The 20293-nt window shown below is 69.2% G+C and carries 22 protein-coding genes and 1 pseudogene; 10 read left to right on the top strand and 13 right to left on the bottom strand.

The genetic code is table 11. From position 1 onward, the window contains the following. Positions 1 to 68: 68 nt before the first annotated feature. Genes BMX96_RS09120 through BMX96_RS09105 form a run of 4 tightly spaced genes read left to right on the top strand, consistent with a single transcriptional unit; the run spans position 69 to position 3593 of the window. Entirely contained in the window at positions 69 to 1019 is a 951-nt protein-coding gene (locus BMX96_RS09120) for a phytanoyl-CoA dioxygenase family protein (RefSeq protein ID WP_091845193.1), read from the top strand. Between the two features lie 21 nt (positions 1020 to 1040). After that, positions 1041 to 1928 carry an NAD(P)-dependent oxidoreductase gene (locus BMX96_RS09115; RefSeq protein ID WP_091845192.1) on the top strand — a complete coding sequence of 296 codons (888 nt, stop codon included), beginning with the start codon at positions 1041 to 1043 and terminating at the stop codon, positions 1926 to 1928. 1 nt (position 1929) lies between these two features. Beyond that, a complete protein-coding gene (locus tag BMX96_RS09110; protein WP_091845191.1) occupies positions 1930 to 2655 on the top strand; it encodes an SDR family oxidoreductase in 726 nt (241 codons plus the stop codon). Further along, entirely contained in the window at positions 2655 to 3593 is a 939-nt protein-coding gene (locus tag BMX96_RS09105) for a DMT family transporter (protein ID WP_091845265.1), read from the top strand. Before BMX96_RS09110 ends, BMX96_RS09105 begins: the two co-directional genes overlap by 1 nt. Here BMX96_RS09105 and BMX96_RS09100 read toward each other — a convergent pair. The 4 genes from BMX96_RS09100 to BMX96_RS09085 all read right to left on the bottom strand — a co-directional run bounded on the left by BMX96_RS09100 (position 3590) and on the right by BMX96_RS09085 (position 6925). Continuing rightward, positions 3590 to 4531: a 2-hydroxyacid dehydrogenase gene (locus BMX96_RS09100; RefSeq protein ID WP_091845190.1), complete on the bottom strand. Its 942-nt coding sequence runs from the start codon at positions 4529 to 4531 to the stop codon at positions 3590 to 3592. The two genes, BMX96_RS09105 and BMX96_RS09100, sit on opposite strands and share 4 nt — an antisense overlap. A 74-nt stretch (positions 4532 to 4605) precedes the next feature. Further along, positions 4606 to 5352 (bottom strand): lysophospholipid acyltransferase family protein, encoded by a 747-nt coding sequence (locus tag BMX96_RS09095; protein ID WP_236737014.1) that lies wholly within the window; start codon positions 5350 to 5352, stop codon positions 4606 to 4608. Then, a complete protein-coding gene (locus BMX96_RS09090; RefSeq protein WP_091845189.1) occupies positions 5349 to 6242 on the bottom strand; it encodes a cell division protein FtsX in 894 nt (297 codons plus the stop codon). The genes BMX96_RS09095 and BMX96_RS09090 overlap by 4 nt, the downstream gene beginning before the upstream one ends. 5 nt (positions 6243 to 6247) lie before the next feature. Beyond that, positions 6248 to 6925, bottom strand: coding sequence for a cell division ATP-binding protein FtsE (locus tag BMX96_RS09085; RefSeq protein ID WP_091845188.1), 678 nt, complete (start codon positions 6923 to 6925; stop codon positions 6248 to 6250). Between the two features lie 131 nt (positions 6926 to 7056). Here BMX96_RS09085 and BMX96_RS09080 point away from each other — a divergent pair, with 131 nt between their 5' ends. Next, the gene (locus BMX96_RS09080; RefSeq protein ID WP_214606838.1) at positions 7057 to 8169 is read left to right on the top strand and encodes a zinc-ribbon domain-containing protein; all 1113 of its coding nucleotides are present in this window, start codon (positions 7057 to 7059) and stop codon (positions 8167 to 8169) included. A gap of 6 nt (positions 8170 to 8175) precedes the next feature. Here BMX96_RS09080 and BMX96_RS09075 read toward each other — a convergent pair whose 3' ends face one another. The 8 genes from BMX96_RS09075 to BMX96_RS09040 all read right to left on the bottom strand — a co-directional run bounded on the left by BMX96_RS09075 (position 8176) and on the right by BMX96_RS09040 (position 15266). Continuing rightward, positions 8176 to 9192 (bottom strand): App1 family protein phosphatidate phosphatase, encoded by a 1017-nt coding sequence (locus tag BMX96_RS09075; protein ID WP_175481697.1) that lies wholly within the window; start codon positions 9190 to 9192, stop codon positions 8176 to 8178. A gap of 13 nt (positions 9193 to 9205) precedes the next feature. Next, positions 9206 to 10237, bottom strand: a complete 1032-nt coding sequence (gene queG / locus BMX96_RS09070; protein WP_091845262.1) for a tRNA epoxyqueuosine(34) reductase QueG — start codon at positions 10235 to 10237, stop codon at positions 9206 to 9208. 50 nt (positions 10238 to 10287) lie between these two features. Beyond that, positions 10288 to 10953, bottom strand: coding sequence for an FtsZ-binding protein FzlA (gene fzlA / locus BMX96_RS09065; RefSeq protein WP_091845186.1), 666 nt, complete (start codon positions 10951 to 10953; stop codon positions 10288 to 10290). Between the two features lie 71 nt (positions 10954 to 11024). Then, a complete protein-coding gene (gene mtgA, locus BMX96_RS09060) occupies positions 11025 to 11780 on the bottom strand; it encodes a monofunctional biosynthetic peptidoglycan transglycosylase (RefSeq protein WP_091845185.1) in 756 nt (251 codons plus the stop codon). Between the two features lie 189 nt (positions 11781 to 11969). Continuing rightward, positions 11970 to 12263 carry a DUF1330 domain-containing protein gene (locus BMX96_RS19620; RefSeq protein WP_175481696.1) on the bottom strand — a complete coding sequence of 98 codons (294 nt, stop codon included), beginning with the start codon at positions 12261 to 12263 and terminating at the stop codon, positions 11970 to 11972. 216 nt (positions 12264 to 12479) lie between these two features. After that, complete coding sequence (locus BMX96_RS09050) at positions 12480 to 12770, bottom strand: HU family DNA-binding protein (RefSeq protein WP_073127354.1); 291 nt, start codon at positions 12768 to 12770, stop codon at positions 12480 to 12482. A gap of 136 nt (positions 12771 to 12906) precedes the next feature. Beyond that, the gene (locus tag BMX96_RS09045) at positions 12907 to 13788 is read right to left on the bottom strand and encodes a DMT family transporter (RefSeq protein WP_091845183.1); all 882 of its coding nucleotides are present in this window, start codon (positions 13786 to 13788) and stop codon (positions 12907 to 12909) included. Beyond that, positions 13785 to 15266, bottom strand: coding sequence for an AMP nucleosidase (locus BMX96_RS09040; RefSeq protein ID WP_091845182.1), 1482 nt, complete (start codon positions 15264 to 15266; stop codon positions 13785 to 13787). Before BMX96_RS09040 ends, BMX96_RS09045 begins: the two co-directional genes overlap by 4 nt. On the opposite strand from BMX96_RS09040, the pseudogene BMX96_RS20130 reads away from it, so the two are divergent. From BMX96_RS20130 to BMX96_RS09020, 5 genes and pseudogenes are all read left to right on the top strand, one after another. Continuing rightward, a pseudogene (locus BMX96_RS20130) lies at positions 15241 to 15531 on the top strand (hypothetical protein); the annotation flags it as partial. The gene BMX96_RS09040 and the pseudogene BMX96_RS20130 overlap by 26 nt on opposite strands. 7 nt (positions 15532 to 15538) lie before the next feature. Continuing rightward, positions 15539 to 16336, top strand: a complete 798-nt coding sequence (locus BMX96_RS09035; RefSeq protein WP_330220636.1) for a DNA topoisomerase IB — start codon at positions 15539 to 15541, stop codon at positions 16334 to 16336. A gap of 167 nt (positions 16337 to 16503) precedes the next feature. Next, positions 16504 to 17361 (top strand): SDR family oxidoreductase, encoded by an 858-nt coding sequence (locus BMX96_RS09030; protein WP_091845181.1) that lies wholly within the window; start codon positions 16504 to 16506, stop codon positions 17359 to 17361. A 93-nt stretch (positions 17362 to 17454) separates the two neighbouring features. Continuing rightward, positions 17455 to 18114 carry a potassium channel family protein gene (locus BMX96_RS09025; protein ID WP_073127346.1) on the top strand — a complete coding sequence of 220 codons (660 nt, stop codon included), beginning with the start codon at positions 17455 to 17457 and terminating at the stop codon, positions 18112 to 18114. After that, positions 18111 to 19445, top strand: a complete 1335-nt coding sequence (locus BMX96_RS09020) for a TrkH family potassium uptake protein (RefSeq protein ID WP_091845180.1) — start codon at positions 18111 to 18113, stop codon at positions 19443 to 19445. Before BMX96_RS09025 ends, BMX96_RS09020 begins: the two co-directional genes overlap by 4 nt. A gap of 1 nt (position 19446) precedes the next feature. Here BMX96_RS09020 and BMX96_RS09015 read toward each other — a convergent pair whose 3' ends face one another. Beyond that, positions 19447 to 20178 carry a redoxin domain-containing protein gene (locus BMX96_RS09015; RefSeq protein WP_091845179.1) on the bottom strand — a complete coding sequence of 244 codons (732 nt, stop codon included), beginning with the start codon at positions 20176 to 20178 and terminating at the stop codon, positions 19447 to 19449. Between the last annotated feature and the right edge of the window lie 115 nt (positions 20179 to 20293).

The raw sequence follows: 20293 nt of genomic DNA, 5'->3' as shown, positions 1-20293 counted from the left end.
TGACCGCGCGCCGTCCCGGTCCCCGGGGCGGCGCACGCTTCCATTTCTGCATTTCAAGGAGCGAGGCCATGCCCCTCCACCTCACGGACACCCAGATCGCGAAATTCGAATCCGACGGCTACCTGGTCGTCGAGAACGCGGTGTCGCCGGCCGCCCTCGAGGCCGTGCGCCGCGAATATGTCGACCTGCTCGACCGTCTTTACGATGACTGGCACGCGCAGGGGCTGGTGCCGCCCGCCAACGGCGCCGATTTCTGGCAGAAGCTGCTGACCTCGTACCACGCCGGCTGCGACTGGTTTCAGCCGATGGACATCTCGCTGCCCGGCGACAAGATCCACGCCGACACGCCCTTCCATAACGGTCCGGCGGTCTTCGACATGGTGACCGACCCGCGGCTTCTGGACCTGGTCGAGGACCTGATCGGCCCCGAGATCACGTCGAACCCGATCCAGCACGTCCGCCTGAAGCCGCCCGCGCCGAATATCCGCGAGACCGAGACGCGCGCCCACCTGATGCAGACCGACTGGCACCAGGACCGCGCCGTCGCGCACGAGGACGGCGACGACACGCGGATGGTCACCGTCTGGATCGCGGTCGAAGATGCTACCGTCGAGAACGGCTGCCTGCAGGTCGTGCCGGGCCGGCCGCAGATGTACCCGCACTGCCCCAAGCGCCAGACCGCCATCGCGGACGGCTTCCTGGACGAATCCAGGGCGATCCCCCTGCCGGTGAAGGCCGGCGGCGCGGTGATCTTCCACCCGCTGACGCCGCACGCATCGCTCGACAACCGCTCGGACCGGTTCCGGTGGAGCTTCGACATCCGCTACAACGTCACCGGCCAGCCCACGGGGCGGTCGCATTTCCCCGAATTCGTCGCCCGCTCGGCCAGGGACCCGAACGCGGTCCTGGGGGATTGGTCCACGTGGCGGCAGATGTGGCTGGACACGCGCGCCCGGCTCGCGCCGCAACCGCACATCCCGATTCATCGCTGGACGGGCGACAGCCCGGCCTGCGCCTGACGATCACGAAAGGAAGAAAGCATGAGCAAGCCAACTATCGGATTCATCGGGCTGGGGCTGATGGGCCGCGCCATGGTCGAATGCCTGCAGAAGGCCGGCTATCCCGTCATCGCACTGGGCAACCGCGACCGCAGCGGGATCGAGGAAGCCATTTCGCGCGGCGCGACCGAGGCCGCGTCGGCCCGCGAACTGGCCGAAGGCTCGGACATCGTGATGCTGTGCATGGGCACGTCTGACCATGTCGAATCGCGCATCTACGGCGACGACGGCGTCTTGGCCGGAACGAAATCCGGGCAGACGGTCATCGACTTCGGCACCTCGCTGCCGAGCTCGACCACCAAGATCGGCGCCGACCTGGCCGAGAAGGGCGCCGCCTACCTGGACGCGCCGCTGGGCCGCACGCCCGCCCACGCGGTGGACGGTAAGCTGAACATCATGTGCGCGGGCGACAAGGACGCGTACGACAAGGTGAAGCCGGTGCTCGACGACCTGGGCGAGAACGTCTTCCACCTGGGCGACCTGGGCAACGGCCACAAGATCAAGCTGATGAACAACTTCTTCGCCATGACCACCGCCATGGCCATGTCCGAGGTTTTCGCCGTTTCGGACAAGGTCGGCGTGCCGCGCCAGATGGTCTACGACGTGATGGCCGCGGGGCCGAACCACTCGGGCATGATGGACTTCATCAAGAACTATGCCACCGACGGGCAGATCGACCTGGCCTTCTCGGTCGCGAACGCGGCCAAGGACGTGGGCTACTACAAGCAGATGGCCGAGAACTTCGGCGTCGACAGCCGCATGGCCGGCTGCGCCGATGCCACCCTTCGGGCGGCGCGCGATGGCGGCTCGGGCGATTTGAACGTCCCCGAGATGGTGGACTGGATGACCAAGAACCTGGAAAGCAAGTAACATGAGACTGAACGGAAAACGCGCCTTCATCACGGCGGCCGGGCAAGGCATCGGCCGCGCCGTGGCCGAGGCGATGACCGCCGAGGGTGCGCACGTGGTGGCCACCGACCTGAAGGGGGACCTGCTGTCGGACATCAAGGCAGCCGAAAGCTTCGCGCTGGACGCCACCGACAAGGACGCGCTGCAAAAGGCGATCACCGTCGCCAAGCCCGACATTCTGGTGAACTGCGCAGGCTTCGTGCATAACGGCACCATCGCCGACTGCACGGACGAACAGTGGGGCTTCGCGTTCGACCTGAACTGCCGCACGCAGTTCCACGGGATGCAGGCCGCGCTGCCGGGCATGGTGGAACGCGGCGGCGGCTCGATCATCAACGTCTCGTCCGTGGCCAGCTCGATCATCGCGGCGCCGAACCGCTTCGTCTATGCGGCGACCAAGGCGGCGGTCATCGCCATGACCAAGTCGGTCGCGCTGGACTACGTGACCACCGGCGTGCGCTGCAACTGCATCTGCCCCGGCACCGTGGACAGCCCGTCGCTGCACCAGCGGTGGGAGGACAGCGGCGACTACGAGGCCGCGAAGAAGCAGTTCATCGCCCGCCAGCCCATGGGCCGCGTCGGCACGCCCGAGGAAATCGCCAAGCTGGCGATCTACCTGGGCTCGGACGAGAGCGCCTTCACCACCGGGCACGCCCATGTCATCGACGGCGGGTGGTCGGTGGGCTGATGCCAAGCGTTCATCAGCCGCCACTTCATCACGAGGTGGCGGCCCGAGAAGACCGGCTGGGCCTGGGCATCGGGATGATGGCCCTGGCCGTGCTGGGCTTCACCTGCATCGATACCTCGGCCAAGTGGCTGGTGCTGGCGGGACTACCGGCGATCCAGGTCGTGTTCGCGCGTTACGCGGTGCATTTCCTGCAGGCGCTGGTGATGTTCCTCCCGCGCGAGGGGGGCGACGCGATCCGGTCCAACGCGCCGAAACGGCAGGCGCTGCGGTCGCTGTTCCTGATGGGCAGCACCGTGTGCAACTTCACCGCGCTGCAATACCTGCCGCTGACGGTGACGACGACGATCATGTTCTCGGGCCCCATCGCGGTGACGCTGCTCGCCATCCCGATCCTGGGCGAACGGGTGGGCATCCACAGGCTGGTGGCCGTCTGCGTGGGCTTCCTGGGCGTGCTGGTCGTGATGCAGCCCTGGGGGGCCGAGTTCCACCCGGCGATGCTGCTGAACCTGCTCGCGATGACGCTGGCCTCGCTCTACTTCATCATGACGCGGATGCTGGCCGGGATCGAAAGCAACGCGACCTCGCAGGTCTGGGCCTCGGGGCTCGCCACGCTGGTCCTGCTGCCCTTCGCCTGGTCGGTCTGGGTGTGGCCCGACAGCGTCGGCGGCTACGTGGTGCTGTGCCTCGTCGGGATCTTCGGCGGCACCAGCCACATCTTCGCGACCTACGCGCACCGGCTGGCGGACGCGTCGATCCTCGCGCCGATGATCTACATCCAGATCGTGCTGGCGGCCATCGCCTCGATCCTGGTGTTCGGCACCTGGCCCACCGTCTGGACGCTGCTGGGCGGCCTGATCATCATCGCGGCCGGCGTCTATATCTGGCACCGTGAACGGGAACGGCGAGGCCCCCCGCCGCCCTCGCCCGCCACGCGCTAGTTCACGCGGGTCAGCAGCGGCTTGCCCTCGTGGAAGGCGGCCACGTTGTCACGCTGCAGCTGACCCATGGCGGCCCGTGTCTCGACGGTGCCGGACCCCTGGTGCGGCTGCAGGACCACCTGGTCCAGCTTGTAGAAGCGCGGATCGACCTTCGGCTCGCCCACGAACACGTCCAGCCCGGCCCCGGCGATGCGTCCGGCCTCAAGCGCGTCCAGCAGCGCGCCCTCGTCCACGGTCGTCCCGCGCGAGATGTTGATGACCACGCCGTCCTTGCCCAGCGCGTCCAGCATGGCGGCATTCACCATGTTCTCGGTCTCGGGGCCGCCCACCAGCGCGATGACCAGCACGTCCACCGCGCGGGCCAGATCCATGGGATCGGCGTGGTAGGTCCAGCCGGGCGTGTCCTTTTCCGAGCGCGACCAGTAATGCAGGTCCATCTTGAACGCGGCCAATCGGTTGGCGATGTCGTGCCCGATCCGGCCCAGCCCGAGGATACCCACCTTCGCGCCGCTCATCTTGCGGTTCAGCGGAAAGCTTTCGCCGTCGGCCCAGCGGCCCGAGCGGACCAGCTCGTCGCCCTGCCGCATCCGCCGCCCCTGCATCAGCAGCATGGCCACGGCCAGGTCGGCCACGTCGTCGTTCAGCACGTCCGGCGTGTTGGTCAGCGCGATGTCCCGGGCGCTCGCCGCGTCCACGTCGATGGCGTCGTAGCCCACGCCGAAATTCGCGATCAGGCCAAGGTTCGGAAACGCGTCCATGGCGTCGCCGCCGAACGCCGCGTGGCCCATGTAGGCGATGGCGGTCACGGCCTCGCGCGCGGCGTCGTCCAGCGCCAGGGCCTCGTCCAGGCTGGAGACACGCTTGGCGTCCAGGTCATGCTCCAGCGCGGCGGCGTCGGTGTCGTTGTAGTTGCCGATGGCAAGCGTCTTGGCGGTCATGGCGTCCTCCTGATGCGATTGCCGGGACGCTAACAGCGAACGCGCCGCCTTGGTATACCAAATCCCGCCGGGGCTCAGTCCGCCGTGCGGGCCGCCGGCGGTAGGAACCCCGCCTCGTCGTTCAGGCGGTTCGAGGCCCCTTCGATCGAGTCCTCGAGCTGCTTCATGAACTCGCGGCGGCCCAGCCCCGGCTGGATCGGCTCGAGGAACTCGACCACGCAGGTGCCCGGGCGGCGCATGACGCCGCGCTTGGGCCAGAACACGCCCACGTTGGTCGCCACGGGCACGCAATCCTGCCCCAGCTGTTCGTAAAGGACATGGGTCCCGATCTTGTAGGGGGCCGGGACGCCCGGCGCCACGCGCGTGCCCTGCGGATAGATGCAAAGCTGCCCCGGCTCGCGCCGCCCGCGCTGCACGTCCTCCAGCATCTTGGCGACGGCTTTGCCCCGCTTGCCCCGGTTCACCGGCACACAGCCGAGCCTATAAGCGTACTGGCCCAGCACGGGGGCATACATCAGCTCGGCCTTCATGATGAACTTGGGCCGGGGCAGCGCGGCGAAGATGATCAGGATGTCCAGGAACGACTGGTGCTTGGCCGCGACCATGACCTCGCCCTGCGGAACGGGACCGCGCACCTCGGATTTCAGGCCCACCATGATCGCCGCCATCCGCACGATGTGGTTGGCGTAGATGGTGCAGGCCGTGCGTGCGCCCCGCGACGAGAACGCGGCCCACGGGAAGAACACGATCCCCAAAACCGCCATGAAGGCGTACATGTAGATGTTGAACGCCAGCGAGCGCAGGAACTGGAGCGCGTTCATGGAATCTCCTTCAACGCTTTCATCGCGGCGTATCGCGTGGCCCAGAACGCGATCAAAGCAGCAAGCGGCGGGATCAGCAAGGGCAGCAGCCAGCCCGCTCCGGAGAAGCCCAGCCCGGTCAGGAAGCTGCCGGCGGCGTCCATCCGCGGCAGCGCGGCCACCGCACCCATGGACAGGGCCGTGCCCACCGCGGCGCCAAGCCCCGCGCGGAGGGTGAACCGCCGCACGAAGGCCCGCGCGATGTAGGTGTCGCGCGCGCCCACCAGCCGCAGCACCGCCATCACTTGACGATTGGCGGCCAGCGCGGCACCGGCGGCCAGCGTGATCATCGCGGCCATGGTCAGCACGATCAGCGTCAGTGCGCCCAGCCCCAGCAGGTTCAGCCGATCCGCCGCGCGCACCAGCGGACGCCGCCACCTGCTGTGGTCGTCCAGCACGGCGCCGGGCGCCTCGGCCCTCAGCCGCAGGCGCACCCCCTGCGCGTCGAAGCCGCGGCCGTCCTCGACCACCTCGACCAGTTGCGGGATCGGCAGGGTCTCGACTGGCAGGTCGGGGCCGAACCACGGCGCCAGCAGCGCGCGCTGCTCGTCCTCGCCCAGCGCGCGGGCCGACGCGACGCCCGGGGTCTCGCGCAGGATCCGCAGCACCGCCTCGGTCTGCGCCGCCCGCTGCTCGGCGGGGGCCGAGATGCGGATCGTCGCCCCCTGCGCCAGCGCGGTGCCCCAGCGGTCGGCCAGCCGGGCGGTGGCCAGCGACAGCGCCAGCGCGAAGACCGCGAGGAAGGCCATGGCCGCCGCCGTGAACACGGTCAGCCGCGCGGTGAAGCCCGTGGGCGGCACCACCCGGTCGGCCGAGGTGTCGCCGCGCAGCAATCCGAGGATCGGCACCATCCGGCTCACAGGTCCGCCCCCGCCACGTCCAGCCGCCCGGCCCGCAGGCGCAGCACACGGGCCTGCACCTGCGACTTGGCCTGCCGGATCAGGTTCAGGTCATGGGTGGCGATCAGCACCGCCTTTCCCATGCGGTTCAGCTCAACCAGCAACGACAGCAGGCGCAGCGACATCTCCCAGTCGACATTGCCGGTGGGTTCGTCTGCCAGGATCACGTCGGGCGACAGGATCAGCGCGCGGGCCAGAGCAGCGCGCTGCCGCTCGCCCCCCGACAATTGTGGCGGCAGGGCATCGGCCCGGCCGTCCAGCCCAACCCATTCCAGCAGGGCCGAGATATCGGCGGCGTGCGCCTCGATCGGCTGGCCCGACGCCGCCAGCGGCAGCGCGATGTTGTCGAGCAGCGGAAGGTGGTCCAGGAAACGGCAATCTTGGTGCACGACGCCCACGCGGCGGCGCAGCTGCGCGATCCCGTCCCGGCCCAGCTGCTTCGCCGGCTTGCCGAAGGCCGAGATCTGGCCCTTGTCCGGCGTCAGCTCGAGATAGCAGAGCTTCAGCAACGTGGTCTTTCCGGCCCCGGACGGCCCGGTGAGGAAATGAAACGATCCCGGTGCCAGGGCCAGGTCCAGGTCCTGGATCAATGGCCGCCCGTCATAGCCATAGCTCACGCCCGAAAGCTCGATCAAAACGTCCCTCATCCCGGCAGCGGTGCCACACAGTGCGGCGTGAAACCCCCGGACACTGCGCGAGGGGTTTGAATTGCTTCGCGGCACAGCTAACAATTCAGCACAGGCAAGCGGAAGTCGAAAATGGCGCCGTGACAAAGGTAAACGTGATGCGGCTGATCTGCCCGAATTGCGAGGCGCAGTACGAAATCGACCCGGGTCTCATCCCTTCCGAGGGCCGCGACGTGCAATGCTCGAATTGCGGGAACACCTGGTTCGCCGGCCCTGACGGGGTCGCGCGTGATCCCGCAGACGCAGCCACGCCCTCCGACGACGCCATGCCGCCCGAGGACGGGACCGAGCAGCGCCGCCGCCGGCGCGAGCTTGACGAACGAACCCGCGCCATCCTGCGGGAAGAAGCCGAGCGTGAGGCCGCACAGCGCCGCCGCGCGGCCGCTCAGCCCGTCGAGGAACAGACCGAGATGGGCTTGCCCGAGCCCGCACGCCGCGGCGGTGCGGCCGCGCCGCCGCCCGCGCCGGACCCGGTCGAGACCGAAGACTACGACGACGAGGCGGACTGGGGTGAACCGGCCGCGACGGCGCCCGTGGATCTGCCCGACGAGACGGCCCCGGCGGACGGGGATACCGCCTGGGGCCCGGACGACCGCGATCCGGCGGGACAGGCCGACGCCGGCGCGCCTGACGCGGACGACAAGGACGACGACGACGCCTATCTCGAGGATTGGGACACGGGGCCCGATCGCGAGGAAACGCAGCCCCACGACCCCGTCGCCGCCGACATCGCCGCCACGCTCGAAGACGACCGCGCGACCCGGAACGACAGCATCGACGAGATGGATGATCCCGCCCCGACCCGACGCCAGGAGGCGCCCGACACGCACGACCGCGCCCGGACGGCCGCGGCGTCGCGCGGCGACCTGCTGCCGGACATCGACCAGATCAATTCGACCCTGACCGCGACCTCGCGGCAGCAGTCCGACAGCTTCGACGACGATTTCGACGACGAGAATGACCGCCAGACCGCACGGTCCGGCTCGGCCTTTCGGCTGGGCTTCGGGATCGTGCTGTTCCTGACGGCGCTGGCCATGCTGCTCTATTACCTCGCGCCACAGATCGTGCAGGCCCTGCCCCGAACAGAACTGTTTCTCGCGGCCTACGTACAGTCGGTGAACGAATTCCGCGCCGCTCTGGACAACCTGCTGATCAGCGCCGCCGAGATGATCGTCGGCGCCGGCAGCGACTGATTCCGCTCAGGGCGCCAGGCCGGCCGCCGACAGCCGATCCGCCGCCGCGCTGAAGTCGCGGTCATGGACCACCTTAACCCCCTGCCGCTTCAGCGCCGCGATCGCCGCGCGGCTGGCATCGTCGGGTCCTGGCCCCGGCTCGCGCAGGGCCACGGCGCGCACGCGCCCGCCGTGGCGATGCGCGGCCTCCAGGTAGACCTCGGCGTCGTGCTGGCCGGTATCGCCCAGCAGCACGAAATCCAGCCCCGGGTTCGCCGCCATGATCCGGTCGATAGCGCTGCCTTTGTGGTCGCCATGGGTGCCCGAGATGAACTGCGTCTCGCTGATCCCCAGGTCGCGCAGGAACATCGGACCGGTGGCCAGCCCCGCCCGGTCGAACACCCGTTCGAGGAAGGCATGCAGGTTCCAGGGGCTCGAGCTGACGTAGAACACCGGGTTCCGCCCGTGGTTGGTCAGCCAGTCCATCAGGACGATGGCATCCGGAAAGATCCGCCGCGTCTCGGCCGATCCGGTGAAGGTGGTCCACAGGTTGCGCAGGAGCGAATAGGCCCCGGTCTGCATCATCGTGTCGTCGATGTCCGAAATCACGCCCAGCCGCGCCTGCGGCGACGGGATCATGGCGCGGAACATCTTGCGGCTGTCGGGCTGGCCCTCGATCTCCAGGGGCACGTCGTACCATCCGGGCGGCGCGCCGCTCACCGGCACCTCCAGCGTGACGTAGCCTTCCTCGTCGCTCTGAACGGCGACACCGTGGTCGGGCGCCAGGACGGTGACGCCGGCCACCTCGTTGCTCAGGAACAGCGAGATCATCTCGCGCGCGTTCTGCCAGCGGCTCTGCTCCGGGTCGGGGGTCGTGCGGCGCAAGCTGCCCAGCACGCGGCCGCGCAGGACCACGCCCCCCGGCACGGCGTATCCGCGATAGGCGTCCAGCACCGGGGCCTCGGGCCGCCGCCGCGGTCGCACCCGGTCCACCCACGCCTCGGCCCTGATCGCGATCCTGTGCAGCAAGCCGCGTTGGGCCACGGGTGTCCTCCGGTCAGTTCTGCGCCAGCCGCATCCTAGCCCAGCGGGCCGCATCGGCAACGGCGGGATCGGGGTCCTGTGTCAGCGGCGCCACAGATTGCGACAGGTGCGGCGCGCCCGAGTTGCCGATGGCGTAGCACACGTTGCGCACCATGCGGTCGCGCCCGATCCGCTTGATCGGCGATCCGGCGAACATCGCCCGGAACCCCGCGTCGTCCAGCCGGGCGAGCGTCGCCAGATCCGGCGCGCGCCGTCCCGGCTGCGGCGCCAGGCGCATGTCGCGCGCGGCGGTGGCGAACTTGTTCCAAGGGCACACCGCAAGGCAATCGTCGCACCCGTAGATCCGGTTGCCCAGCCCGGGGCGCAGCGCCTCGTCCACCGGACCGCGATGCTCGATAGTCAGGTAGGAAATGCAGCGCCGCGCATCCAGCCGGAAGGGCGCGGGAAAGGCGTCCGTGGGGCAGATGTCGAGGCACCGGGTGCAGCTGCCGCAATGCTCGGCCTCGGGCGGGTCGGGCGGCAGCGCCACGGTGGTGAAGATCGCGCCGAGAAACACCCAGTTGCCCAGGTCGCGGCCCAGCAGGTTGGTGTGCTTGCCCTGCCAGCCCAGCCCCGCCGCCTGGGCCAGCGGCTTCTCCATCACCGGCGCGGTGTCGACGAAGACCTTGATCTCGGCCCCCGCCCCCGCCCGGTCCAGCAGCCAGCGGCCCACCCGCTTCAGCCGCTTCTTCACCACGTCGTGGTAATCGCGCCCCTGGGCATAGACGCTGACCGCCCCGCGGGTGCCGTCCTCCAGGTCCTCCAGCGGGTCGTGCCCGGGGGTATAGCTTTCGGCCAGCATCACCACCGACCGCGCCGCGGGCCACAGCGCGGCCGGGTCGCCGCGCCAGCCGGTGCGCTCGGCCATCCAGCCCATCTGCCCGTGGTGGCCGTCGTCCAGGAACGCGCGCAGCCGGCCAGCCGCCTCAGGGATGGCGTCGGGACGGCACACGCCCATCTTCACGAAGCCCGCCTCGGCCGCGAACGCCGCCAGTTCGGCCTTCATCGCGGCATCTTCATCACTGGTCTGCAAATACTCGGGCGTCCGGCCCGCCATCAGAAATCCAGGTCGGTATAATGCGCGGGCGGCGGAAAGCCCGGCACCTGGTCGGCCAGGATGCTGCGGAAGGCCGGGCGCGATTTGATCTTGGCGTACCAGTCCTTGACCGTCTCGGATCGGCGCCAGTCTACGTCCGAGATATAGTCCAGCGACGACAGGTGCGCGGCGGCGGCGAAATCGGCCAGGGTCATCTGGTCGCCCGCCAGCCAGCGCCGCTGGTCCAGCAGCCACGCCATGTAATCCAGGTGGAACTTGATCGCTTTGGCCCCCGCCTTCACTGCCGCGCTGTCGGGGTAGCCCTGCTTCATCACCTTCTTGTTCACCCGTTCGTACAGCAGCTTCGACGTCACCTCGTTGAAGAACTTGTCGTCGAACCACGACACCAGACGCCGCGTCTCATAGCGGCCTTCGGTGGTGGCGGGCAGCAGCGCCGGCTCGGGGTGGGTTTCCTCCAGGAACTCGCAGATCGCCATGGATTCCGACAGGTGCGCGCCGTCCACCCGCAGCACCGGCACCTTGCCCGCCGGGTTGCGGCGCATGAAGTCGGCATCCCGCTCCCAATAGCGCTCCTCGACCAGCTCGACCTCGATGCGCTTCTCGGCCAGGGCCAGCCGCACCTTGCGGCAGAACGGCGATAGCGGGACGTGGAACAGGCGGTACATGGCAGCCTCGGGTTCGAATGGGGGAGTAGGGGATGAATGCCTTGATCGCGGCGCCGCGTCCAGTGGGGGCACTACTGGAAACAGGCGGCCCGCCCGTCGGCATCGATCGTCGCCGCCCCGTCGCGGATCGATCGCGCCCGCCGCAGCACGAAATCCGACGGGGTCGAGGCCGACCGCCCCTTGGGGTCGGGCAGGATGGCGGCCAGCCGCGACGCCTGCTCGGCGGTAAGCTGGGCCGGCGTCACCCGGAAATAGCGGTAGGCTGCGGCGTCGATGCCGAACACGCCCTCGCCGAACTCGGCCACGTTGAGGTAGACCTCGACGATGCGCGCCTTGGGCCAGACCAGCTCCATCACCGGGGTGATCGCGGCCTCCAGCGCCTTTCGCAGCCACGACCGCCCGTGCCAGAGATACACGTTCTTCACCACCTGCTGGCTGATGGTCGAGGCGCCGCGCTCGCCGCCCTCGGCGATGGCCTTGCGGATGGCCGCGATATCGAACCCCCAGTGGGTGCAGAAATTCGCGTCCTCCGCCGCCACGACCGCGCGCGCCATGACCGGCGCGACGCCCGACAGCGGCACCCATTCATGGTCGACGGCGCCCAGCCGCCGCGTCTCGGACGCCATGTACCAGGTGGTGGGCGGGTTGAAGACGGCGAACAGGGACACGGCCAGCAGGAGCAGCGTCACCGCCACCAGCCCCAGCCGCACGACCCAACGCAGCAGCCAGCGCACCGCGCGCGGCCGGCGCCGCGTCGCGCCGCCCTTCTCCGCGCTCAGCTTCGGCTCGCTCCGGCGTGCGGTCTTCTTGCGGGTGGATTTCGCCATGCCTTCCTTTCACCGCCGACCGCCGGCCCTGCAAGCCAAAAAAAGCGGCACGCGGCCCCGCCCGGTGTCCAAGTCGCGTGCCACGGCCCGTCTCCACTTCGGCGGCGGGCGCAACAGGGAAACGGCGCACCCGGATTCTGCCGGGGCCGCGCCCGGACCGTCGGCGGACCGGAGCGGCAGCCAGCTGGGTCACGCCACCCCGTCGACGAGAATGGCCTCCAGCGTGGACCCGGACCGCCGCAGGACAGCGAGCGCCTGAAATTCATCCGACGCCCAGAAGGCCTGGGCCTGCGCGCGGTCGGGAAACTCGATGATGAAGGCGGCGTCCGGCAGGGGGCCGTCCCCCTCCAGGGCCACCGGGTCTCCACCCCGCACCCGGAACGCGCCCCCGTGCCGCGCCACGAGGTCGGGAATTCTGGAAAAGTATTCGTCCATCCAGTCCCGGCTGTGAATCATCATCCGGCCGACGATGAAGGCTGTCATGCGAACCTCTCTCTCCCGGACGGCTCCCGGTCCCCGCAGCGTATGGCGCCCCACCCGGCCGGGCAACGCCGGTCGTCCGGACGGGCGCCTTCTCCGCTGTCCATCGCCTCGCGCCCCGCAACTGGAAAGGGGCGCGGCCACCGGCCCCGCCCCCTTCATCTTTCCCGAAATACCTCGGGGGTGTGGGGGCTGGCCCCCACGGGTCCCCGCGGGGCATCAGCCGTTCACGCTGTCCTTCAGCGCCTTGGCGATGGTCATCTTGACCACCTTGTCGGCGTCCTTCTTGATCTGCTCGCCGGTGGCGGGGTTGCGCACCATGCGCTCGGGGCGCTCGCGGCAGTAGATCTTGCCGACGCCGGGCAGGGTCACGGCGCCGCCGTTCGACACTTCCTCGGTGATGACGGTGGTCATCGCCTCCAGCGCCTCGTTGGCGGATTTCTTGTCGCTGCCCATCTTCTCGGCCAGGGCCGCCACCAGCTGGGTCTTCGTCATCGGTTTCGTGGCCATCAGTGCTCTCCTCGTGCATTCTTGCCTGTCGTCCAGCGGATAAACCGCCATCTATGGCATCAACACAACGCCTAGGGGCTGTCAGGTCAAGGAAAACAAGGGGTACAATCGTCTATAACACGAAAATTACGCGCAATCAGGCCCTCGAAACCACACGGCTGAGCCCCGCAAGTACGATCAGACCCATTCCCAGGGCCGCGACGCCCGAGATCGGATCCCCGAAAATCAGCACGCTCAGCGCCGCGGCCACCAGCAATTGCGTGTAGATCAGCGGTGCGAGCAGCCCCGTGGCCCCCAGCGACAGCGCCACGATGGCCAGCAGGTTGCCGGTGCCCGACGCCACGCCCGAGCCCAGGAGCAATCCCGGCACCTGCGGCCAGAGCGGCACCGGATCGGCCAGTGCCAGCGGCAACAGCAGGATCAGCCCCGCCACCAGCTGCCCCGCCAGCTGCGATAGCGGCCGTCCGATATGCGCCGTCGCCCGGGTGACGGTGATGTAGGTGCCATAGAAGCAACCCGCCCCCACGGCCCACAGGACGCCCGGCTGCATGTCCGCGCCCGGTCGCACCACCAGCAGCACCCCGGCAAATCCCAGGGCCGCCGCCGCCCAGTCGCGGCGTGCGACCGGCTCGCCCAACACGACGCGGGCCAGCGCCATGGCGACGAAGGGGCCGATGAAGAACGCGCCGAAGGCGTCGGCCAGCGGCACCTGCGTCAGCGCGGTGGTGATGCAGACGATGCCGCCCCCGATCAGCGCGCCGCGCAGCGCGGCCGCCGCCAGGAACGCCCGCCGCGGCCGCCGGTCCCGCGCCAGTCCCAGCGCGACGGGCAGCACCAGCACCGTGCCCACGGCGAACCGCCACCAGGCCAGCGTGACCGGCGCGTGGTCCGACGCATTCGCGGCCGCCTTGTTGAAGGCATCGCCCACCGGGATCAGCGACATGGCGACCACCATGATCGCCACGGCCACCAGCGGGCGCGGCGCCGCATCCTTGGCGGGCGCCGGCGCGTCGCTCACAGGAACGCCGTCTCCTCGAAGGACCGCAGCTTGCGGGAATGGATCCGCTCCAGCGGCATCTCGCGGATGTTCTCCATGGCGCGCACGCCGATCAGCAGGTGACGCGCCACCTGGGTGCGGTAGAAGTCGCTCGCCATGCCGGGCAGCTTCAGCTCGCCGTGCAGCGGCTTGTCGCTGACGCACAGAAGCGTGCCGTAAGGCACGCGGAAGCGGAACCCGTTGGCGGCGATGGTGGCGCTCTCCATGTCCAGGGCGATGGCGCGCGACTGGCTCAGCCGCTGCACCGGGCCGGACTGGTCGCGCAGCTCCCAGTTGCGGTTGTCGATGGTGGCCACGGTGCCCGTCCGCATGATGCGCTTCAGCTCGTAGCCTTCCAGCTCGGCCACCGCCTCGACAGCGTCCTCCAGCGCGATCTGGATCTCGGCCAGCGCCGGGATCGGCACCCAGACCGGCAGGTCGTCGTCCAGAACGTGATCCTCGCGCAGATACCCGTGGGCCAGCACGAAATCGCCCAGCCGCTGCGAATTGCGCAGCCCCGCGCAGTGGCCGACCATCAGCCAGGCATGGGGGCGCAGCACGGCGATGTGGTCGGTCGCGGTCTTCGCGTTCGACGGGCCGATGCCGATATTGACCATGGTGATGCCCTGCCCCTTGTCGCGCACGAGGTGATAGGTCGGCATCTGCGGCATCTTGGCGGGCGCGGGCAGCGGCGCCTCGGGGTCGGTGATCACCACGTTGCCCGGCCCCACGAAGGCGGTATAGCCGCTGTCGGGATCGGCCAGCGCCTGGCGGGCGTAGGCCTCGAACTCCTCGATGTAGAACTGGTAGTTCGTGAACAGCACGTGGTTCTGGAAATGCTCGGCGTCGGTCGCGGTGTAATGGGACAGGCGCGCCAGCGAATAGTCGATGCGCTGCGCGGTGAAGGGCGCCAGCGGCCCCGATCCGTCCTCGTAGGTGAAGCCCTCACCGCTCACGATGGCGTCGTGGGTGGTGCTGAGATCGGGCACGTCGAACACGTCGCGCAGCACGAAATCCGCCGCGCCTTCCTGCGGCACGGTCAGGCCGGGGCTGTTGGCCACGGCGAAATGCACCGGCATCGGCGTCTCGGACGCGCCGATGATGACCGGCACGTCCTGGTTCGTCAGCAGGAACCGCAGCTGCTGGCGCAGGTAGTTGGCGAACAGGTCCGGCCGGGTGATCGTGGTGGAGTACCGCCCCGGCACCGCCACGTGGCCGAAGCTCAGGCGGCTGTCGGTGGTGCCGTAGGTCGTCGTCGTCATCCGGATCTCGGGATAGAACGCGCGGTAGCGGGCCTGCGGCGTTTCGCCCCCGATGGCGGCGGTGAACCGGTCGCACAGGAACTGCGACGCCTGGTCGTACAGCTCCTTCAGGCGCGCGACCGCCGCGTCGGGATCGGTGAACGCCTGGGGCTGCGGCGCCTCGGGGCTTTCGATGGGCAGGCTGCGGGGTTCTGTCATGGATCGCGGCTCCTCGGGGGTTGCGCGAGGCTTAGCGAAAAGGCCCCTTCCCCACAAGCAAGGCCGGCGCGGAACCGCGCGTTCCGGGCGGGTGTTGACGGGCACGATGAAGGATGTACCCGACCTGGTCTACTACCCCGACACCCGGCCCGGCATCACCCGGCGGCGGGCCGGGCGCGGCTGGTCCTACACCGCGCCCGACGGCACCCGCATCGACGACCGGGCCGAGCGGCGGCGCCTGGACGCGCTGGCCGTGCCGCCCGCCTATGGCGATGTCTGGATCTGCCCCCGCGCCGACGGCCACCTGCAGGCCACCGGGCGCGACGACCGCGACCGCAAGCAGTACCGCTACCACACGGCATGGACCGCCTTCCGCGCTCGCCGGGTTCGGCGCGGCCCTGCCGGCGATCCGGCAGCGCATCCGGCGCGACCTGCAAGGCGCGGCGGGCGACCGCGCGGTGGCCACGGCGGCGGTGCTGGCGATGATCGACCGGCTGTCCTTGCGCGTGGGCAACCGCGACTACGCCGAGGAGAACGGCACCTACGGCGCCACCACGCTGCGGCCCCGGCACGTCCAGCTCGGCCCCGACGCGCTGAAGCTCCGCTATCCCGGCAAGGGCGGCGCCACCATAAAGCGCAGCCTGCGCGACAAGCGCCTGGCGCAGGTGCTCCACCAGCTTGACGACCTGCCCGGCGCGACGCTGGTCACCTGGCTCGACGACGCGGGCGCGGCGCACGAGGTCACGTCGACCCAGGTGAACGAGCTTCTGCACGACATCACCGGGCAGGACGGATTCACCGCCAAGACCTTCCGGACCTGGAACGGCACCACCGCCGCGATGGAGATCGCGTTGAAAGAGGACCGCCTGACGATCAAGGCCATGGCCGAGGCCGCCGCCAACCGGCTCGGCAACACGCCGACCATCGCGCGCAACAGCTACATCCACCCCGACGCGATCGCCCTCACCGACTGTGATCCGGACGACCGAGCCGCGCTGGCCGACGCCGCGCCCGATCGGCGCGGCCTGCGCATCGCCGAGCGCGCCGTGCTGCATCTGCTCACCGACTGATCCGCGAACGGGCCGCCCGGCCGGGCCTCGCCAGACGGTCTCGCCCCCGCCCTTCATCTTTCCCCAAATACCTCCGGGGGTGTGGGGGCAGGCAGCCCCCACGCATCTCACCCCCCGCGCCACGGCCCGGGCTTGATCAGGGCCCACCGCCCGTCTACGCCGTTCCCATGAACCTCCTGTCCTTCGGTCACGGCTTTTCCGCCCGCGCGCTCGCGCCGATCCTGCTGAAGCGTGGCTGGCGCATCACCGGCACCACGCGCAGCGCCGACAAGGCCGGCGCAATCGCGGCCACCGGCGTCACGCCGATGATCTTTCCCGGCGACGACCCGGGGCCCGCGCTGGCGCGCGCCACGCATCTGCTGATCTCGGCCGGGCCGGACGATGGCACCGACCCCACGCTGGCCGTCGCCCGCGACGCCATCGCGCAGGCCGCGCCGCACCTGCTGTGGGTGGGCTACCTGTCGACCACGGGGGTATACGGCGACCACGGCGGCGGCTGGGTGGACGAGGACACGGCGCTGACGCCCTCGACCCGGCGCGGCGTGGCCCGCGTCGCGGCCGAAACGGCGTGGCAGGACCTCGCCCGGGACACCGGCCTGCCGCTGCAAATCTTCCGGCTTGCGGGGATCTACGGCCCCGGCCGCGGCCCCTTCGCCAAGGTGCGCGCGGGCACCGCGCGGCGGATCGTCAAGCCCGGACAGGTGTTCAGCCGCATCCACGTGGACGACATCGCGCAGGTGCTCGCGGCCTCGATCGACCGCCCCAATCCCGGCGCGGTCTACAATCTCTGCGACGACGACCCGGCCCCGCCCGAGGACGTGATCGCCCACGCCGCCGACTTGCTGGGCGTGCCGCGCCCCCCGGCGATCGCCTTCGACGACGCCGACATGACCCCCATGGCGCGCAGCTTCTACGCCGAAAGCAAGCGCGTGCGGAACGACCGCATCAAGTCGGAACTGGGGGTGAAGCTAATCCACCCGACCTACCGCGACGGGCTCGCCGCGCTGCTGAAGGGCGGCGACTAGCGCGGTCCCGGCGCAAATCTTGATGCGGCGCGGCCTCGACTTCCCCCGCGCCCGCGATACCCTTCTTCCCAACCGAATGAAGGGCTGGGAACCATGGCCGAGAAGAAAGGCAGTTTCGCCGTGCTCGGGCTGGGAAATTTCGGCGCGACGGTCGCGACCGAACTTGCCCGCTTCGAGAACTACGTCATCGGCATCGACGGCGACGACAAGGTCGTCAACGCCATGGCCGACAAGCTGGACCAAGCTCTGATCCTCGACGTGCGCGACGAGGCGGCCCTGCGCGAGGCGGGCGTCGGCGAATGCGACGCGGCGCTTGTTTCCATGGGCCACGACCTCGAGGCCAGCGTGCTGGCCACCATGAACCTCAAGGTGATCGGGGTCGAAACGATCTGGGCCAAGGCCACGTCCAAGACCCATCACCGCATCCTGTCGCGCCTGGGGGTCGAGCGCGTGATCCACCCCGAGGTCGACGTGGGCAACCAGGTCGCGCAGATGATGAACAACCCGCTGGTGCGGGATTTCGTGACGCTGGGCAACGGGTTCTACGTGGTCAACCTGATCATCCCGGACGCGCTGAACGGCGAATCGCTGGGCGATCTGAACCTGTCCAAGTTCGACCTGCGCTGTCTCGGTGTCATGCGCGGGACCGACTATCTCGGAACCGAGGGGGACAACACCACGCTGGAATGCGATGACCGGCTGCTGCTCCTGGGCCTCCGGGCCGATCTGCGCGCGTTCACCTCCAGCCTATGACGCGGACGCTCCAGGCCTGGCTCCGCGCGACGCCGCCGCCGGGTATCCTGACCGCGATCTACGCCGTCTTCATCTCGCTCGGCGCCTTGGTGCTGTGGCTGCCGATCTCGCACCACGATGCCGTGGGTTTCGGCGATGCGCTTTTCACCGCCGTGTCGGCCGTCACCGTGACGGGCCTGGTGGTGGTCGATACCGGGTCCGACTTCACGCTGTTCGGGCAGATCGTCATCGCCATCCTGATCCAGCTGGGCGGCCTGGGCCTCATGGCGTTCACCGTGCTTCTGCTCTCGGCGCTGGGCGTTCCCATCGGCCTGCCCTCGCAGATGATCCTGCGCGAGGAGGTGAACCAGACCTCGGTGTCCGACCTTGGCCCGCTGGTCCGCACGATCTTCGGCGTCGCGCTGGGGGCCGAGCTGGTCGGGGCGGCCCTGCTCGCCACGCGCTTCGTCCCGCAGGAGGGCTGGGGCCCCGGCCTGTGGGACGCCGTTTTCCACTCGGTCTCGGCCTTCAACAACGCGGGCTTCTCGACCTTCTCGAACTCGCTGATCGACTACGTCGGCGACCCGGTGGTGACCCTCGTGATCTCGCTGATGTTCGTGGTCTCGGGGCTGGGCTTCGTCGTCCTGTCGGAAGTCTGGCGCAGGAGGTCCTGGCGCGCGCTGTCTCTGCATTCCAAGCTGATGCTCGCGGGCAGCGCGATCCTGATCGCCGCGTCCTTCCTGCTGTTCACGATGCTCGAATGGACGAACCCCGACACGCTGGGCGGACTGGACTCCTTGGGCGACCGGGTGCTGGCCGGCTGGTTCCAGGCCGTCACGCCACGCACCGCCGGGTTCAACAGCGTCGACACCGCCGCCATGCGCGACAGCACGACGCTGCTGACCATCGGGCTGATGATCGTGGGGGGCGGCTCGGCCTCGACCGCGGGCGGGATCAAGGTGACCACCGTGCTCGTGTTGCTGATGGGCGTGATCGCCTTCTTCCGCCGCAGCACGCAACTGACCGCGTTCGGCCGGTCCATCGGCACGGACGAAGTTCAGAAGGTCATGGCGCTGACCACCATCAGTACGCTGCTGATCTTCACCAGCTTCTTCGCGCTGACGCTCAGCACCGAAATCGATTTCAAGCTGGCCCTGTTCGAGATCGCATCGGCCTTCGGCACCGTGGGCCTGTCGCTCGGCGCCACGGGCGAGCTCGACGGCTGGGGCCGCGCGGTCATCATGGTCTTGATGTTCGCGGGCCGGGTCGGTCCGCTGGCGCTTGGCTTCTTCCTGGCCACGCGCGTCACGCCGCGCGTCCGCTACCCCTCGGGGCAGATCTACCTGGGATGACCTAGCGGCGGCGTCCGGGCACGGCCGTCCGCAGGTAGGCGTTCACGCGTAGCCAACGACCGGCGAAGCCCGTCTCGGCCTCTTCGTCGCTCATCGTGGGCGGGACGACCATGGTGTTGCCCGGCTCCCAGTTGGCGGGCGCATAGAGGCCGTCGCGGTCCACGATCTGCATCCCGTCGATGACGCGCAGAATCTCGTGCGTGCTGCGGCCGATGGCGTTGGGATACTCGAAAATCGCCCGGATGCGCATGGTCTCGTCCAGGATGAAGGTCTTGCGCACCGGCAAGGGGCGCACCGAGTTGGGGTGGAACATCCCCATCAGCCGCGCCAGCTTGCCGCCCTCGTCGGCGACCACGGGAAAGACCACCGAGACGTCGAAGGTGCCCTCGATATCGGCGATCCAGGCCGACTCGGTCTGGATGTCGCTCTGGGTGACGCCAAGCAACCTGACGTTGCGTCGGTCAAAGTCATCCTGGGCGGCGGCGAACTCGGCGATTTCGGTCGCGCAGACAGCCGAGTTTGCCTGCGGGTGGCCGAAGACAACGGTCCACTGGCCCTTCGCCCAATCGTGGAATTCGAACCGGCCGAAGGTGCTGTCGGCCGAGAAATCGGCGAAGATATCCCCGATTCCGGGCAGCCAGAGGACCTGCCGGGCATAGGCCGCCGGCACGCGCGCCTCGGTGGCGCCACCGCCGGTGCCGTCGAAAAAACTGCTCGATTTGCGAAAGAACATGTGACCTGCTCGCCATGAACCGGGTAGCGGGTCTTTGCCCGCGTTGCCGGATTAACTATTCGTTAAGAATAGTCGGCCGTTTCGCCGCGCAGTCAACTGGAAGATGTGCTGCGTC

The sequence above is a fragment of the Palleronia pelagia genome (assembly GCF_900110115.1).
Classification (GTDB): Bacteria; Pseudomonadota; Alphaproteobacteria; order Rhodobacterales; family Rhodobacteraceae; genus Palleronia; species Palleronia pelagia.
This window is presented reverse-complemented; position numbering and strand designations above follow the sequence as displayed.